The sequence below is a fragment of the Aquitalea aquatilis genome, from assembly GCF_005155025.1.
Lineage (GTDB): Bacteria > Pseudomonadota > Gammaproteobacteria > Burkholderiales > Chromobacteriaceae > Aquitalea > Aquitalea aquatilis.
Window position 1 is genome coordinate 2,436,907 of record NZ_CP039731.1, and the last position, 16,686, is coordinate 2,453,592.

Here is a 16,686-nt window from a genome sequence, read left to right on the forward strand (position 1 = left end):
CTCCGCGATGAGGGCTGTTGTCAGAACAGGCGGGTGTTGAACAGGCTGCGTACGCCCCCGGCGAATTCGACGCCTATCTTGCGCGCCACGCGGCTGGAAAGATCGTCCTGCTGGGTGTAGTCCACCGTCTTTTCGGCCTTGATGATGTCACGCGCGACCGAGCGGGTATTGCCCAGGCCATCCGCCAGTCCCAGCGGGATGCTCTTTTCGCCGATCCATACCATGCCGGAAAATAGCTGCGGGTCGTTTTTCAGCCGGCTGCCACGGCCATCCTTGACTGCCTTGATGAACTGCTGGTGGATGTCATCCAGCAATTGCTGGCGGATGGCGTCCTGCTTGGGATTGACCGGGGAGAAGGGGTCGCCCATCGCCTTGTTTTCACCGGCAGTCTTCAGGCGGCGTTCCACGCCCAGCTTGTCCATCAGGCCGGTAAAGCCAAAGCCGTCAGACAGTACACCGATAGAGCCGACAATGCTGGCCTTGTCGACGAAGATCTTGTCTGCAGCGGCGGCAATGTAATAACAGCCGGACGCGCATACTTCCTGCACGGTGACATACACCGGAATGGCCGGGTGCAGCTTTTTCTGACGGCGGATTTCATCATAGGCCATGCCGGACAGTACCGGGCTGCCGCCGGGGCTGTTGGCCTCGATGACGATACCGCGCGTGCCGTGGTCGGCATAGGCGTCTTGCAGCGCAGCGCTGAGTTTCTCGGCGGTATTGTTTTCGCTATCGATGACGCCATCCAGGCTGATGACGGCAGTGTGGCCGCTGCCGGTCAGGGCCTCGGCCGATTTGTCTTCATTGCGTGCAAAGGCAAAGGCCAGCAGGCTGCCGATGATGCCCAGCCACACCAGGCGGAAAAAGATTTTCCAGCGCCGTGCGCGGCGTTGTTCCACCACGGCGGCCATGGCCAGTTTTTCGACTAGCTGGCGTTCCCAGTTTGGAGTGTCGTTCATTGTGCTTGCCCTGAGTGCGAATGTCGGCAGTCTAGCAAAATTCAGTCAGGCATGACATTCAGCCACACTTGGCCATCTGCTTCATGCAGCGGGAGCGCTTGCAGGCTCTGGCCGCGGCAGGGGCCGCCCACGCAGCGGCCATTATTGGGCAGGTAGAGTGCACCGTGCATGCTGCACACCAGATACTGTCCGGATAAATCGAACACATTGCCATCTTGCAAGTCCAGTTCGATGGGAATGTGGCGGCAGGCATTCACATAACCATAGACCCGGCCCTGATAGCGCAGTGCCAGGGCAGACTGCTGCTTGCCATCTGCACCGTCCAGCTCGAAGCGGACGGCGCGGCCACTATCCTGCAAATCGGCGCTGGCGCAGATCAGCCTAGTCGTGCCAGCAGCCATTGCTGCAACTCCGCAAAGCTATGGACGATAGTCTGCGGCTGGCAATCCTGCAGCAGTCCCACATCGTGTGCGCCGTAGCTGACGCCAACGCCATGCGCGCGGGCATTCAGTGCCATGTTCAGGTCGTGGCTGGTGTCGCCAATCATCACCGTGCGCGCCAGTTCCACCCCTAGCTCATCGCTCAGTTCCTGCAGCATGGCCGGATGCGGCTTGGAATGGCATTCGTCCACGGTGCGGGTGGCGTCAAACAAGGGTCCCAGGCCGGTTTCAGCCAGCAGGCGATCAAGGCCCACCCGGCTGTTGCCGGTGGCCACCGCCATGAATACCCCGCGTTCGCGCAACGCATGCAGGCCTTCGCGTACACCGTCGAACAGGGTCACACCCTCGTCGCTGCTGCGATAGTGGCGGATAAAGCTCTCGGTCAGCGCCTTATGCTGCGCATCGTCCAGGCCGGGGCAGGCCAGGTGCAGCGCCTGGTCCAGCCGCAGGCCGATGACATGACTGGCCGCCTGGCGGTCTGGCACGGTCAGGCCCAGTTCGCGACAGGCATTCTGGATGGAATGGGTGATGTGCGCCGTGGAATCCATCAGCGTGCCATCCCAGTCGAATACCAGCAGGTCGTAGTGGCGTGCCATCAGTTTCTCAGTTTCTTCAGAAAGCCTTCCAGCTCGGCCGGTAGTGGGGCTTCCAGTTTCAATGGCTCGCCGGTAAGCGGGTGGGGCAGGCTCAGGCTGCGCGCGTGCAGGAACATGCGTTTCAGGCCGCGTTTGGCCAATTCTTTATTAAAGGCAAAGTCGCCGTATTTTTCGTCACCGGCAATCGGGCAGCCGCTGGCCTGCATGTGCACGCGGATCTGATGCGTACGGCCGGTACGCAAATGGGCTTCCACCAGGGTGAAGTCGGCAAAGCGTTCCACCACGCTGAAATTGGTGTGGGCAAACTGGCCATCGTCGCCCTCGGCCACCTTGACGCGGCGCTCGCCATCTGCGGTGTGGAATTTGAACAAGGGCAACTTGACGCTCTTGTTGCTCGGGTCCCAGGAGCCCAGTCCCAGCGCCAGATAGCGCTTGTCCGGTACGTTGGCGCGCATCATGTCATGCAGCTTCACCAGTGCCGAGCGCTTCTTGGCCAGCATCAACAGGCCGGAGGTTTCCCGGTCCAGCCGGTGTACCAGTTCCAGATATTTCCAGTCCGGGTGCGCCTTGCGCAGTTGTTCGATCACGCCAAAGGACACGCCGCTGCCACCATGCACGGCCACACCGGCCGGCTTGTCGATCACCAACAGCGCAGTATCTTCATACACCACCGGGAAGCTGCCGGGCGGCACATCGTTGACCGGGCGCTCGGCCACGCGAATGGGGGGGATGCGGATCTGGTCGCCAGCCTGGATGCGATAGGATGCATCAATCCGGCGCTTGTTCACCCGTACTTCGCCCGAGCGCAAGATGCGATAAATATGGCTTTTTGGTACGCCTTTTAGAATGCGTACCAGGAAGTTGTCCAGCCTTTGGCCGGAATCTCCATCGTCCACGTCAAGAAACGTGACGGAGTCTTTGCGAATGTCAGTCATATTGCTTATACTTCGTGCGCTCGATCGCACATTTCAGTGCGATGACAGCGTTCCGGAAAGCCATGGTCACAGGCAGTATTGCCGCGTGATGCTGCTGCGGGAAAGTGAACCGGCCGGCAGGGTGTTGACCCTGACCTGATGCCGCGTCAACCGGCCGCAGCCAAGGTTAACTCGCTCACCAAAAAGCAGCGATGGTAATGCATTTAGTCGCATAACGCACTCACGAGTATTCCATTTCCTGATGCAAAGCCAGTCAGGAGATCTTGCAGCAAAGTTTGACCCGGCACGCAGCCCTCCAGTTTGTCCAGCTCGCCCGCGATGGCGGGCTGGGAGAAAATTTCCGATGCGCTAATGCGCTCAAACCCCCGGGCACGTGTGAATTTAGTCAGGAAGTAGGCTTGATATCTCGGTTGTAATGATCTTTATACCAACACTTCTTTCGGAAAGCGCCCATCAATAGCCTCTGGGCCGTCAAATACTGGCTGCATCCCTTGCGTGAGTGCCGCGCAGGGAACGTTTATGAAACGCATGTTGTTTAATGCAACGCAGGCTGAAGAGCTGCGCGTTGCCATCGTCGACGGGCAAAAGCTGGTCGACCTCGATATCGAAACCGTTGGCAAAGAACAACGCAAAGGGAACATCTACAAGGGCATCATCACCCGTATCGAGCCCTCCCTCGAAGCGTGCTTTGTCGATTACGGCACCGAACGCCACGGCTTTCTGCCGTTCAAGGAAGTCTCCCGCTCCTATTTCCAGGGCTATGACGGCGGCCGTCCGCGCATTCAGGATGTGCTGCGTGAAGGCATGGAAGTCGTTGTCCAGGTAGAAAAGGACGAGCGCGGCAACAAGGGCGCTGCCCTGACCACCTATATCAGCCTGGCTGGCCGCTATCTGGTGCTGATGCCCAATAACCCGCGTGGTGGTGGCGTATCGCGCCGCATCGAGGGCGAAGAGCGTCAGGAACTGAAAGACCTGCTGGCCCAGCTGGAAGTCCCCAATGGCATGAGCCTGATTGCCCGTACCGCTGGTATCGGCCGCAATCTGGAAGAGCTGCAGTGGGACATGGGCTATCTGATGCAGCTGTGGCGCGCCATCGAAGGTGCTGCCGGCTCGCAGAATGCACCTTTCCTGATTCTGCAGGAAGGCAGCCTGGTGATCCGCGCCATCCGTGACTACTACCACCCGGATATCGGCGAAATCCTGATCGACACCGACGAGATCTATGAACAGGCCCGCCAGTTCATGAGCCACGTGATGCCGAACATGGTGCATCGCGTAAAGCTGTACAAGGATCACGTTCCGCTGTTCTCGCGCTTCCAGATCGAACACCAGATCGAAACCGCCTTCTCGCGCAGCGTGCAGCTGCCGTCCGGTGGTGCCATCGTGATCGACCACACCGAAGCGCTGGTGTCCATCGACGTCAACTCCGCCCGCTCCACCAAGGGTGCTGACATCGAAGAAACCGCCCTGCGCACTAACGTTGAAGCCGCCGAAGAAATTGCCCGCCAGCTGCGTCTGCGCGACCTGGGCGGTCTGATCGTGATCGACTTCATCGACATGGAAAACCCGAAAAACCAGCGTGAAGTGGAAAACAAGCTGCGCGATGTACTGAAGCACGACCGTGCTCGCGTACAGATGGGCAAGCTGTCCCGCTTCGGCCTGCTGGAACTGTCGCGTCAGCGTCTGCAGCCGTCGCTGGGTGAAACCAGCCACGAGCCTTGCCCGCGCTGCCATGGCATCGGCTTCATCCGTGGTGCCGAATCCTCCGCCCTGCACATCCTGCGCATCATCCAGGAAGAGGCAATGAAGGAGAACACCGGTGCGGTGCATGCCCAGGTGCCGGTAGATGTGGCCACCTTCCTGCTGAACGAGAAGCGTGCCGAAATCCACTCCATCGAAGAGCGTCTGGACGTGGACGTAGTGCTGATTCCGAACATTCATCTGGAAACGCCGCATTACAAGATTGCCCGCATTCGCCACGATGATCTGGCCGAGCTGGGTGACAGCCCGAGCTATCTGCGCGTGGAAGTGCAGGAAGAAGACATCATCACCAACTTTGGTCAGGAAAAGCCCAAGGTTGAACGTCAGGAAGCCGCCGTCAAGGGCATCACCCCGCAACAGCCGGCTCCGGTGTCCAGCCAGCCCGAAGTGGCTGCTGCAGCCGCTCCGGTAGTGGCCGAGCAGGGCGTGGTCGGTCGTTTCTTCGGCTGGGTGAAGAGCCTGTTTGCCGAACCGGAACAGCAAGCGCAAGAAACCGAAAAGAAAAAGCCGGCAGCCGCGACTAGTTCGCGTGACGGTCAGCGCAATGGCAACCGCCAGCGTGGCAATGAGCGTCGTCCGGGTAGCCAGGCGCGTCGTGATCACAATGACCGTCGTCATGGCGAAGACGCTGGCAAGCGTCCGGCCGAAGCCCGCCAGGATGGCGAGCGTCAGGATGGCCGTCGTCAACCGCAGCGCAATGAACGTGCTGATCGTCAGGAACGTCCGGAGCGCGTAGAGCGTGCCGAACGCCCGGAGCGTGCAGAACGCAGTGAGCGTGCCGAGCGTGGCGAACAGCCGCAGCGCGAGCCGCGTCAGCGTCGTGAACGCGAACCGCGTGAAAACCGCGAGCCGCGCGAGCAGAATGCCCGCCCGCAAGCAGAAGAGCGTGGTGAGCAACAAGCTGCACCGCAGGCTGCAGAAAAGCCGTCGCGTCGTCGTCAGCCGCAGTCCGAGCGTAATGAAGCAGACAAGCCGCAGGCTAATGCTGCTGAAGAGCTCAAGCTGAACAGCGCCGAAGGTGTGGAAGCTGCTGCCGAGTCGGCCGAACAGCAAGAGCGTGGTGAGCGTGGTCGTCGTCGTCGTGGTCGTCGTGACCGTCGTCGCGAACCGCTGGATGGCGAAAACACCGCAGCGCTGGGCGAAGCTGGTGAAGTAGTTGCCGCTGCAGCTGCCGGCTTTGTTGCTGTAGAAGCCGTTTCTGCGCTGGAAGCCGCTCCGCAGCCGGAAGTCGTCAAGCCGGTAGAACAGGTGGCCGAAGCCGTAGCCAGCGAGCCGGTGGTGCAGCCTGCTGCTGCCGAAGTGGTCGTAGTGGCCGAGCCAGTTGCTCATGTCGAGCCGCAGCAGGTGGCCGAGGAGGCCGCTACCGTTGTCGTTGAGCAAGCTGCGCTTGAGCCGGCCCCGGTCAGCGAAGTGGCAGTGCCTGCGGAAGCCCCGGTAGCCGTGGCGGCTGCTGAGGTGGTGCTGGAGCAGATCAGTACCGTCATCGAAGCGCAGCCGCTCAGCATTGAGACGGCTGTGGCCGAAGTGGCCGTAGTTGTCGAGCCGGTTGTAGCAGAGCCGGTGGTGGCTGTGGTTGAGCAAGTGACGGAAGTTGTCGCTGCGCCGGTCGTGGCTGCGGTGGAAACCAAGCCGGAAGCGCCGGCCGACCTGGGTGGTCTGGTCATGGTCGCTACCAAGGCTGTGGTACAGCAGGAACAGCCGCAAGTCGAAGTGCCGGCCGGTCCGCGTCGCCGCGATGTGGTACGTCAGGTGGCCGAGCAGGCCGCTCCGGCAGAGCTGATGCTGCAGCAGGTGGAAACCCGCAATAACTGATGTATTCCGTCGGGCCTCTGAATTTCAGTTCAGGGGCTTGACGGTTTGATCAGGTTTTTATAGAATTGCGTTCTCTCAAGGCAATTCCCTGATAGCTCAGTTGGTAGAGCGACGGACTGTTAATCCGCAGGTCGCAGGTTCGAGCCCTGCTCGGGGAGCCAAGCATTTGAAGCCCAGTCAGCAATGACTGGGCTTTTTGCATTGTGTGGTCATGGTCGGTCAGACCATGACATGCTGCTTGCGCGGCGATGGCCAACCCCTGTTCCGCCTATGTGTTGGCGCCGGGCCGCGACACGGTTCGTGTGATGTTGAAATATTATTTTTTGTTTGCCGGCTTGCTGTCGGCATGCAGTTTGCAGCCCGGCCGACAGTCGCCCTGTCGCGCCGGGCTGTATTGTTTTCATTTGCGGCTAGCGAGTTTGGCCGTGGTGGCCGCTATGATGTATAAAACAGCAAGTTCCGCGCAGATGCGGCCTGTCAGCGGGCCGCATCTTACAGACGGGACAGGACCAGTCCAGAAGCTCATCCAATAAAAACAAACTCAACAGGGAAGTCAGAGGATGACAATCAAGCTCAAAATTACACTGCTGCTCTCCATTGCCTTGCTGGCCTTGCTGGTGGTCAGCGGTGTCGGTCTGTTGCAGCTCAGTGCAGCGCAGAGCCGTTTCGAATACATCAGCAGTAATACCTTTCCCAGTCTGAAAGCCCTGCAAACCGCCCAGACGGCCATGTACGGCATGCGTAGCTCCTTGCGCAACCATGTTTCGCACGTGCAGCAGGAGAAAAAGCAGGCAGACGAAAAGGCCATCGAAAGCAGCCGGCAACAGTTTGACAAGGCAGTCAGCCAGTATGAAACCGAGCTGGCCGTGGATGACAGCGACCGCCAGATGGTGAAGCAGGCCAAGGCAGACATGGTGCAATACCGCGCCGCGATGGACGAGTTTTTCAATAACTCGCGCTCCAACTACATGTCGGTGGCGACTGCCATGCTGGAAAGCGGCAGCCTGTTTCAGCTGTCCGGCAAGCTGGAGGCGGATCTGAACAAGCTGATCGGCTACAACTATCAGCTGGGCAACCAGCAAAACGAGGCAAACCGGGCAGCCTACAATGCCGCCAAATGGCTGCAGACGGCCCTGGCCCTGGCTGTGTTGTTGGTCACGGCCATTGGCGGCTGGCTGCTGATCCGCGCCATTACCCGTTCGCTGTCCGACATGCAGCACACCATGGAGCTGGTCAGCCAGCAGCGTGATTTCAAGCTGCGGGTACACAGCGACAGCAAGGATGAACTGGGGCGCACTGCCACGGCCTTTAACAGTCTGCTGGACAGCTTGCAGCAAAACCTGCTGCAACTGCGACATGGTGCGCAGGATGTCATGGCCTCATCGCACAAGATGAACGAGGCGGCAGATGATATTTATCAGGCCGCGTCGGCCCAGAGTGAATCCTCTGCCGCGGTGGCTGCCACCATCGAACAGATGACGGTGAGCGTCAATCATGTGGCCGAGCGTGCCGACGAGGCGCAGCTGCTGTCACAAACCTCCAGCCGCCAGGCTGAAGCCGGCTCGGTGACCATCAGCCAGACCATTAGCGATATCCGCGATATTTCCGGTGCCATTGCCAGCGCCAGTAATGCCTTGCGCGGGCTGAATGCGCAGAGCAGCCAGATCGTGTCGGTGGTGCAGGTGATTCGCGATGTGGCAGACCAGACCAATCTGCTGGCGCTCAATGCCGCTATCGAAGCGGCACGTGCCGGTGAAATGGGCCGTGGCTTTGCCGTGGTGGCCGATGAAGTGCGCAAGCTGGCCGAGCGCACCGCCAGTTCCACCCAGGAGATCTCCGCCAGCCTGTATGCCATGCAGCAGGCTTCGGCAGCGGTGGTGGACCAGATGAAGAATGCGGAAATGCTGGTGGAGGGCGGTGTCAGCCGGGCTGATGAAGCCGACCGCGCCATCCAGAGCATAGGTGAAGCCGCCGCCGGCACCACCGGCATGGTGGCTGACATCTCGGTGGCCATCAAGGAGCAGGGCATGGCCAGCAACAGCATTGCCCAGCAGGTGGAGCGCATCGCCCAGATGTCGGAGCAGGCCAATTCGGCCGCTTCGCAAACCGCAGGCAGTGCCAAGGACTTGCGCGGGCAGGCCGAGCGCCAGATGCAGATCATCGCGCAGTACCAGCTATAAGCACCGCCAGGGAGGCTACTGAGCGACCGGCTGTTGCTGCAGGCTGGCCTGGCAGGATCGACCGGTCTGAAACCATGCCCCGCCTTGATTCAGGACGTCATCATCAAGCTGGGGCTGTGTTAACATCCCTTTCACTTTTTAGCGGCCGAGGCTGGCTGCGTCGTCCGGTGTGCTTGCTTCCAGATTGGCCCCCCTGAGTCCCTTGCCGATGAAACATCATTTAGCGTCCCGCTCCGAGTTGTCCCAGGTCCTGCAAACCTTCAAGCAGACGTTTTACCAGCTGGGGGCCTTCAGTGCCGTGATCAATCTGCTGATGCTGCTGCCTTCCATCTACATGCTGCAGATCTACGACCGGGTTTTGCACAGCCGCAACGAAACCACGCTGCTGATGCTGACGCTGCTGATGCTGGGGCTGTACGGGCTGATGTCGGTGCTGGAACTGGTGCGCTTTTCGGTACTGATCCGGGTAGGCAACCGGCTGGACATGCAGCTGAATTTCCGGGTGTTCACCGCGGCCTTCGAGCGCAATCTGCGCAAGAACAATGGCAATGCCTCGCAGGCGCTGCATGACCTGACCAGCGTGCGGCAGTTTCTCACCGGCAACGGGCTGTTTGCTTTTTTCGATGCCCCGTGGGCGCCGATCTACCTCGCCGTCACCTTCATGTTTCACTGGATTCTCGGCCTGTTCGTGCTGGGAGGCATGATTATCCTGTGTGCGCTGGCCTGGCTGACCGAGCGTTCCACCCGCAAGCCGCTGGCCGAGGCCAATCAGGCCTCCATCGCGGCCGGCAACTACGCCAATAACAATTTGCGCAACGCCGAAGTGATCGAGGCCATGGGCATGCTGCCGGCCTTGCGCGAGCGCTGGTTCCTGTTTCAGAGCCGGGTGCTGGAAAAGCAGACCGAGGCTTCCGACAAGGCTGCCCGCATCGGTGCGCTGTCCAAGCTGGTGCGCCTGTCCCTGCAATCACTGGTACTGGCTGTCGGTGCCGTGCTGGCCATCCAGAATGAAATCTCCCCCGGCATGATGATTGCCGGTTCCATCCTGATGGGGCGGGCTTTGCAGCCGGTGGAAATGGCCATTGGTACCTGGAAGCAGCTCAACAGTGCGCGCGCGGCCTATCAGCGGCTGGAAGAGCTGCTGGCCGAATTCCCCGCCCGCATCAGCGGCATGAGTTTGCCGCGTCCGCAGGGAAGGGTGCAGGTGGAAGGCGTGGTGGCGGCCGCGCCCGGCAGTGGTGTACCGATTCTCAAGGGCATCAGTTTTGCCATCGAACATGGTGATATCGTTGGCGTGGTCGGCCCCAGCGCGGCTGGCAAATCTACCCTGGCGCGGCTGCTGGTGGGTATCTGGCCGGCGCAGTCGGGCAAGGTCAGGCTGGATGGTGCCGACATTTTCCAGTGGAACAAGGACGAGCTGGGGCCGCATATCGGCTATCTGCCGCAGGATGTCGAGTTGTTTGATGGCAGCATCGCCGAAAATATCGCCCGCTTTGGTGAGATAGATTCGGAGCGCGTCATCGAGGCAGCCAGCCGGGCCGGGGTGCACGAGATGATTCTGCACTTTGCCCAGGGCTACGATACCCGGCTGGGCGATGGTGGTCACCGGCTCTCCGGCGGCCAGAAACAGCGCATCGGCCTGGCCCGTGCCATCTATGCCAGCCCCGCTTTCGTGGTGCTGGATGAACCCAATTCCAATCTTGACGATGTCGGCGAACAGGCACTCATCCATACCGTGATGGACCTGAAGGCGCATGGCACTACCGTGGTGCTGATCACCCATCGCACCAGCATCCTCAATGCGGTGGACAAACTGCTGGTGATGCGCGAAGGCCAGCTGCATTTGTTCGGCCCGCGCGACCAGGTGTTGTATGCCCTGAGCCAGGCCGCGCAGCAGGCCTTGCAGCAGCAGGCGGCCATGCAGGGCCAGGCCGACCAGACTTCCGACGAGAACCATGCATGAACCTGTTCAAAAAACTGACACGCCAGGCCTCTGATCGCGCACAGACCCCGCCGGCCCAAGGTGCGGTCGAGCGCTTTGGCCGGGTGGATACCGACGACCAGCGCATTGGCCGCTGGGGCATGAAAATCGTTCTGGTCGGCTTTGGCGGCTTCCTGCTGTGGGCCGCACTGGCTCCGCTGGATGAAGGCGTTACCGCCAACGGCACGGTCATCGTCGCCAGCAATCGCCAGACCGTGCAGCACCTGACTGGCGGCAGCATCGAAAAGCTGCTGGTGGGTGAGGGGGACGTGGTGAAGAAGGGTCAGCCGCTGATCCAGCTCAACGACACCGAAGCCCGCGCACAAATGGGCAGCACGCTGGCGCAGTTCATCAGTGCCCGTGCCATCGAAGACCGGCTGCTGGCGGAGCGTGCCGGCCTGCCCACGCTGGTTTTCTCGGACGAGCTGAACGCGCTGGCCAGCGATGCCCGTGTGGCAGAGGCCAAACAGCTGCAAACCCAGCTGTTCAATACCCGCCGCGACGGCTTGCGTAACGAACTGAAGGCGCAGGATGAAAACATCAACGGTCTGCAACAACAGCTGCACGGATTCCAGGGGGTAAAGGCAGCGCGAGCCGAACAGAGCAAGTGGCAGGACAAGGAGCTGGAAGGCATCCGCGAACTGGCGGCCGGTGGCTATGTGCCGAAGAACCGCCTGTATCAACTGGAGCGCGGGGCGGCCGAGCTGCGTGGCGAACTGGCTGACACCATCGCCAATATCGGCCGTGTCCAGGACAGCATTGCCGAAACCAAGCTGCGCCGCATCGCGCGCCAGCAGGACTACCAGAAGGAAGTCGAGTCACAGCTTACCGACATCCAGAAAGAAACCGGTGCCTTGCGCGACCGGCTCACCGCCCAGCGCTATGTGGTGGCCAACAGCACTATTCGTGCGCCGATTGACGGCCTAGTGGCGGGGTTGAAAGTTCATACCATCGGCGGTGTGGTGCAGGCCGGCCAGGCGCTGATGGATGTGGTGCCTACCAGTCAGCCCTTGCTGATCGAAGCTGCCGTCGATCCGGCCATGAGCGCCAAGGTACGTAGCGGGCTGCCGGTGGATGTCACCTTCCCCGCGCTGAATCAGCAGACCACCCCGGTGATTCCCGGCGTGGTGGCTACCTTCTCGGCCGACCGGCTGCTGGATCCTAAATCCGGAATGCCCTACTACCTGGCGCAAGTCAAGGTCACCCCCGCCGGCATGAAGCTGCTGGGAGAGCAGCCAGTCAAGCCCGGCATGCCTGCCACCATCGTCATTCGCAGTGGTGAACGCACCATGCTGCGCTATCTGCTCAAGCCCGTCATGGATCGCATGAATCTGGCATTCAAGGAGAGCTGAATGGCCGCTCGCCGCACTCTGCGCCTTTCTGTCCTGCTGGCTTGCTATGCCATGCTGAGCCTGCCTGTAGCCAGCGGCTATGGCTTGCTGGAAGGGTTTCAGCTGGCGCGCCTCAATGATGCGCAATACCAGGCGGCTGCTGCCGAGCGCGAGGCGGGCGAGGCCAACAGGCCCATGAGCCGGGCGCAACTGCTGCCCACGCTGAACGCCAGCTTCAACCGCAGCAAGGTAACCGGTTCGGATACCGCGCCGGATTTCTTCGGTACGCTGAATACCTCGCCGCTCAAGTATATGAGCCAGGATGCGGCGATCCAGCTGCGTCAGCCCATTTTCAATTTGCAGCGCTGGGCCATGTATCAGCAGGGCAATGCCCGGGCTGATTACAGCCAGGCGATTTTCTCGCGCAAGGAGTACGAGCTGGCGGTGCGCTATCTGACCAGCTATCTGGGCCTGCTGCTATCGCAAAAGAACATCGCCTTGAGCGAGGCCAAGCTGCAGGCGCTCAGCGGTACACGCTTGCAGGCGCAAAAGCTGTTTGATCAGGGCGATGGCACCATCACCGATATCCACGATGCCGAGTCGCGCATGGCGCTGGCCGAAGCGGAGCTGATTGAAGCGCGCACGATGCAGGCCATTGCCGAGCGCAGTCTGTCGGCCATTACCGGCGAAATGCCCCAGCAACTGGCCGAGCCAGAGCCGGGGATCGTGCAGTACCTGGGTGTGACCGGGCAGTTGGCCGATTGGCGTGAACAGGCCTTGCAGCACAGCCCGGACATCCAGGCCGCGCAGATGAATGTGCGCATTGCCGAACAGGAGCACAAGAAAGCCCGTGCGGCCAATTATCCCAGTCTGGATCTAGTCGCCAGCAAGGACCGCTCCAGTGCCAGTTCCGTGTCCACCATCAATCAGCGCATTACCCAGAATGTGATCGGAGTCGAGCTGAGCGTGCCGCTGTTCAATGGCGGCTTCAATTCCGCCCAGATCACCCAGACCAGTGCGCTGTATCGCCAGGCACTGGCCGAACTGGACAATGCACGTACTCAGGTGGAGCTGGAAGTGACCAAGCAGTTTTATGGCATCAGCAACGGTGTGCGCAAAGTGGCAGCCTTGCAAACGGCGGTGAGCGCCAGCGCGGAAACCGTCAAGGCCAGCAAGCTGGGGCTGGCTGCCGGCGTGAAAACCCTGACCGACATCCTCAATAGTGAAGAGCAGCTATATCAGGCAAAGCGCGATTTGCTGCTGGCGCAATACAACCAGCTGGTTAGCTGGATCTCGTTACGCGCTGATTGCGGCATCCTGAGTCCGCAAGATCTGCTGCTGCTGGATCAGCACTTCAGCCACCAGGCTGCTGTGCGCTAGTGTCTCTTGTCCTGCGCGTGCTGCTGGCCAAGGCAGCAGCGGCGGGCGACTTCTCTCATTCCTGTCCACTGAAGCTGCAGGCAGCCACAAATGAAACAGACCCGGCCTGGCCGGGTCTGGTGTAGTTCTCAAGCAACAGCGCACTGGCAGCAATGCCGTGCGCTGTTGGCATCTGGCGCGGGCTTATACCAGATGATGCTCTGCCAGCGCGGCGGCGTTCATGTTGACACCCACCAGTGAAATGGCCGGTGCTTCGGCGCTGAGCAAAGGATGCGGCGAGGCAGCCACACCACCAATCGACAGTGAGAAGGTTTCACTGGCCGACAGGCCGGAAGTATCGGTGGCCTTGACGGTGATGTCGGCCGACTCAATCAGGCTGCCCATGGTTGCGACAAAGCTGTCGGTTTTGGGGTTGAAGGTAATCCAGCTGGGCAGCGCCTGGCCATTGGCCTGGCTTGCGCTATAGCTGAGGGTCTGTCCTTGCGGATCGATAAATGTGCCCTGCGGTACGCTGATATTGAGTGTGCCGTTGGCGTTGAACGTGATGCTTAGCGGCAGCGGGTTGACCACCGGCGCTTTCAGCGCGGTAGCCACATCATTGATGGTAAAGGTTTCCGAAGTCGACAGGCCGGCGCTGTCGGTGGCGGTCAATTTGACTAACAAGCTGCCTGCCGTGGTAGGTGCCGTGCCGGAGAAGGTTTCGGTCTGGGCGTTGAATGCCAGCCAGGACGGCAAGGCCTGGCCACTGCTCAGCGCCGCTTTGTAAGTCAGTGCCAGCCCTTGCGGATCGACAAAGGTATTGGACGGCAGGCTAATGCTGAACGCCTTGCCGGCATTGATGGTTTGCGTTGCCGTCTGCAGGTTGAGCGTGGGCGCGGCATAGCTGTCGTTCAGGGTGAAGGTTTCCGAGGTCGACAGGCCGGCCTGATTGCTGGCACTGACCAGCAGCGACAGCGTGGTATTGGCCGTCGGCGCGGTGCCGGAGAAGGTCTGGGTTTGTGCATTGAAGCTCAGCCAGGACGGTAGTGCCGCGCCACTGGCCAGCTTGGCGGTATAGGCCAGGGTCTCGCCTTGCGGGTCGGTAAAGGTGCCGGCCGGCAGGGCGAAACTGAAGCTGTGGCCGGGGGTGACCAGTTGACCTGCAGTGGCTTTGGCCAGAATCGGTGCAAGGGCAGTGTCGGTGATGGAGAAGGTTTCCGACGCAGACAAACCTGCAGTATCGGTAACCGTCACCAGCACTTGTGTGCTGCTGGAGGATACCGGCGTGGTACCGGACAGGGAGTTGGTCTGGGCGTTGAAAGTCAGCCAGGAGGGCAGTGCTTGCCCATTGCTCTGGGTTACCTTGTAGGTCAAGGCTTGGTTTTGCGGGTCGGTAAAGGCATTGGCCAGCGACAGCGAGAAGGCATGATTGGCCGCCAGGGTCTGATTGGCCGTCTGGTTGCTCAGGATGGGTGCAGCTGGTGTGACTGGCACCGTGCCGCCAACATTGTCGACGGTGATGGTGTCACCAGCGGCCAGCAAGGTGGCCAGGCTGACTTCGAAGGTGGTGTTCCAGTACTGGCCGGTTTGCGAACCCCAGGGGTTGCGGATCTGCAAGTAGCCATTGGCGGTGTCGATACCGTAGATCGACATGGCATGGCCCGCCACCAGTTGCACCTTGCCGCCAGCATCGTAGCTCCAGGTGTAAGACGACAACACCAGATCGTCGCCGGCGGCCAGATCGGCTTTCAGTGTGCCCAGCACACTGGCCGTGGTAATGCCGCTTTGCGAACCGGTGCCGGAGAGCGAAGCATTATAGGTACGGCACAGCCAGCTGGTGCCATTGGCGCAAAAATCGGTAATCTGCGAAGCGCCGGTGATGGCCTCCAGCGCATACTCGGGCAAGCCACCATTGCCGATGGCAGTAAAGCTGTTGCCGGTGTAGCTGTTGCCGGTGGTCACATTGATGGACTGCAACTGGGCATAGGCTTTTTCCAGCAGCGTGGCCCACATATTGCTGCCACTGTTACAGCCGGTTTGCAGCGTGTTGTTGACGGTAACGTACTCGGTGGAGCCCCGGTAGTGGAAGGCCACGCCATAGCTGTCGTTACCATTGGCCGTGATCATGTTCTTGATGATGTTGGGGTTGCGGCTGGCGACCTCGGCAATTGAGGACAAGAAGTAGCAGTCCCCCAGCTTGCCCTGATTGATATCATTGGCCGAGGGGCCGCTGGCCCCGAACAGCGCCGCAGTGCTGGTGCTGTAGGTGATCTTGGAGGTAGAGCCACTCACGGTGACGGTCGACGATGGCAGGTCAGTGCCTTGCAGCCATTTGCCGTTCAGATAATTCAGTTGCGCCGCGCTGGAACCGGCAGCCAGATTACCCAGGCTGCTGCTGGCAGCACCACCACCAGTCCAGGATGCATTGGCGGCATTGCCGTTGACCAGTGCGTTCAGGGTGTACAAGTGATAGCCGGATGCGCTCTCGCCAACATTCAGGTTGGTGACAATCGTTTTCAGATCGTTGAACTGATTGGCCGACAGCGTGGTTTTGTTGCTGGTCAGTTCAGCAGACAAATCAGTGACCAGTTTGGCCAGCCCGGCTTCGGTAACCGTTCCAGCCATGGCATTCATATCGGCCTTCAGCACCGAGTCCGACAGCGTGGCAATCCAGGATGGTGCGGTGGTACTGCCCGTTTTCACCATGCTGCCGGTGCTGCTTACCGTGCTGCTGCTGGCCAGCGCAGTGCTACTGGCGGCGCTTGCGCTCACCGTTGCTGCAGTCGGGCTGGTGTTGGGGGAGGGGCTAAACAGCGAAGCCAATGCCGACACGGACAGATCGCCCAGCCCGAGAAAACCGGGGTCAGACAACAACCCTTCGGCGGCCTTGGTCATGGCCGCATTGGCGAGGAGCTGGTCTTGCTGGCGGGTCGAAGTATTCGAGGCGCTCATGGCTTTCCTTCTGAAGAGTAAGGCAAAGCTAAAGGAGCGCTTGCAGCGGACACAGGGCGTGTTGCTGGCAACTGGCTGACATAAGCGGCCAAGCCGCCCGTAGTCCCTTTAGTTTTGCGTCGCCGGCTTTCACCGGTTTTGCCTATAACGGTCTAATTTTATGTGTGAAATTTCGTAAATGGAAAAGGAAATTTACACTTTGTATCTGATCCGCGACAGATACCCAGCAAACGATGAAGAGTGCTTCAAGCCAGTGCAGCAGACCGTATGCCAGCGTGCCTATTCCTGCCTGCCACCATGCAGGCTAGCTGCCGCGAGGGGCAAAAGCCAAACCCCGGACGCCGCGTGTTCTCGACTGAAACACGGGAGCCCGGGGTCTT

10 protein-coding genes, 1 tRNA gene and 1 riboswitch are annotated in these 16,686 nt (G+C 60.4%); of the genes, 6 read left to right on the forward strand and 5 right to left on the reverse strand.

Going from position 1 to position 16,686, the window contains the following annotated elements; translation table 11 throughout:
- Window positions 1-20 precede the first annotated feature (20 nt).
- The 4 genes from FAZ30_RS11425 to FAZ30_RS11440 are packed head-to-tail and all read right to left on the reverse strand — an operon-like array spanning window position 21 to window position 2,930.
- The gene (locus FAZ30_RS11425) at window positions 21-959 is read right to left on the reverse strand and encodes a S49 family peptidase (RefSeq protein ID WP_124641223.1); all 939 of its coding nucleotides are present in this window, start codon (window positions 957-959) and stop codon (window positions 21-23) included.
- Window positions 960-1,000: 41 nt separating this feature from the next.
- Window positions 1,001-1,360 (reverse strand): Rieske (2Fe-2S) protein, encoded by a 360-nt coding sequence (locus FAZ30_RS11430; RefSeq protein WP_124641224.1) that lies wholly within the window; start codon window positions 1,358-1,360, stop codon window positions 1,001-1,003.
- Window positions 1,336-1,995 carry an HAD-IA family hydrolase gene (locus FAZ30_RS11435; RefSeq protein ID WP_124641225.1) on the reverse strand — a complete coding sequence of 220 codons (660 nt, stop codon included), beginning with the start codon at window positions 1,993-1,995 and terminating at the stop codon, window positions 1,336-1,338. The genes FAZ30_RS11430 and FAZ30_RS11435 overlap by 25 nt, the downstream gene beginning before the upstream one ends.
- Window positions 1,995-2,930: an RluA family pseudouridine synthase gene (locus FAZ30_RS11440; RefSeq protein ID WP_137009442.1), complete on the reverse strand. Its 936-nt coding sequence runs from the start codon at window positions 2,928-2,930 to the stop codon at window positions 1,995-1,997. Before FAZ30_RS11440 ends, FAZ30_RS11435 begins: the two co-directional genes overlap by 1 nt.
- A 519-nt stretch (window positions 2,931-3,449) precedes the next feature.
- On the opposite strand from FAZ30_RS11440, the gene FAZ30_RS11445 reads away from it, so the two are divergent.
- From FAZ30_RS11445 to FAZ30_RS11470, 6 genes are all read left to right on the forward strand, one after another.
- A complete protein-coding gene (locus FAZ30_RS11445; RefSeq protein WP_137009443.1) occupies window positions 3,450-6,503 on the forward strand; it encodes an Rne/Rng family ribonuclease in 3,054 nt (1,017 codons plus the stop codon).
- A gap of 85 nt (window positions 6,504-6,588) precedes the next feature.
- A tRNA-Asn gene (locus FAZ30_RS11450) sits at window positions 6,589-6,664 on the forward strand.
- 399 nt (window positions 6,665-7,063) lie between these two features.
- Window positions 7,064-8,683 carry a methyl-accepting chemotaxis protein gene (locus tag FAZ30_RS11455; RefSeq protein ID WP_124641228.1) on the forward strand — a complete coding sequence of 540 codons (1,620 nt, stop codon included), beginning with the start codon at window positions 7,064-7,066 and terminating at the stop codon, window positions 8,681-8,683.
- A 208-nt stretch (window positions 8,684-8,891) separates the two neighbouring features.
- A complete protein-coding gene (locus FAZ30_RS11460) occupies window positions 8,892-10,646 on the forward strand; it encodes a type I secretion system permease/ATPase (RefSeq protein ID WP_137009444.1) in 1,755 nt (584 codons plus the stop codon).
- The gene (locus FAZ30_RS11465) at window positions 10,643-12,016 is read left to right on the forward strand and encodes an HlyD family type I secretion periplasmic adaptor subunit (protein ID WP_124641232.1); all 1,374 of its coding nucleotides are present in this window, start codon (window positions 10,643-10,645) and stop codon (window positions 12,014-12,016) included. The genes FAZ30_RS11460 and FAZ30_RS11465 overlap by 4 nt, the downstream gene beginning before the upstream one ends.
- A complete protein-coding gene (locus tag FAZ30_RS11470) occupies window positions 12,017-13,375 on the forward strand; it encodes a TolC family outer membrane protein (protein ID WP_124641234.1) in 1,359 nt (452 codons plus the stop codon). It abuts the gene before it with no gap.
- A gap of 183 nt (window positions 13,376-13,558) precedes the next feature.
- Here FAZ30_RS11470 and FAZ30_RS11475 read toward each other — a convergent pair whose 3' ends face one another.
- The gene (locus tag FAZ30_RS11475) at window positions 13,559-16,306 is read right to left on the reverse strand and encodes a putative Ig domain-containing protein (protein WP_137009445.1); all 2,748 of its coding nucleotides are present in this window, start codon (window positions 16,304-16,306) and stop codon (window positions 13,559-13,561) included.
- A 63-nt stretch (window positions 16,307-16,369) separates the two neighbouring features.
- Window positions 16,370-16,459, reverse strand: a riboswitch (cyclic di-GMP riboswitch).
- Window positions 16,460-16,686 lie beyond the last annotated feature (227 nt).

Bases quoted from the DNA above. Each gene is read 5' to 3' on its own strand.
- FAZ30_RS11425 (WP_124641223.1), bottom strand. From the start codon at position 959: ATGAACGACACTCCAAACTGGGAACGCCAGCTAGTCGAAAAACTGGCC.
- FAZ30_RS11430 (WP_124641224.1), bottom strand. From the start codon at position 1,360: ATGGCTGCTGGCACGACTAGGCTGATCTGCGCCAGCGCCGATTTGCAG.
- FAZ30_RS11435 (WP_124641225.1), bottom strand. From the start codon at position 1,995: ATGGCACGCCACTACGACCTGCTGGTATTCGACTGGGATGGCACGCTG.
- FAZ30_RS11440 (WP_137009442.1), bottom strand. From the start codon at position 2,930: ATGACTGACATTCGCAAAGACTCCGTCACGTTTCTTGACGTGGACGAT.
- FAZ30_RS11445 (WP_137009443.1), top strand. From the start codon at position 3,450: ATGAAACGCATGTTGTTTAATGCAACGCAGGCTGAAGAGCTGCGCGTT.
- FAZ30_RS11455 (WP_124641228.1), top strand. From the start codon at position 7,064: ATGACAATCAAGCTCAAAATTACACTGCTGCTCTCCATTGCCTTGCTG.
- FAZ30_RS11460 (WP_137009444.1), top strand. From the start codon at position 8,892: ATGAAACATCATTTAGCGTCCCGCTCCGAGTTGTCCCAGGTCCTGCAA.
- FAZ30_RS11465 (WP_124641232.1), top strand. From the start codon at position 10,643: ATGAACCTGTTCAAAAAACTGACACGCCAGGCCTCTGATCGCGCACAG.
- FAZ30_RS11470 (WP_124641234.1), top strand. From the start codon at position 12,017: ATGGCCGCTCGCCGCACTCTGCGCCTTTCTGTCCTGCTGGCTTGCTAT.
- FAZ30_RS11475 (WP_137009445.1), bottom strand. From the start codon at position 16,306: ATGAGCGCCTCGAATACTTCGACCCGCCAGCAAGACCAGCTCCTCGCC.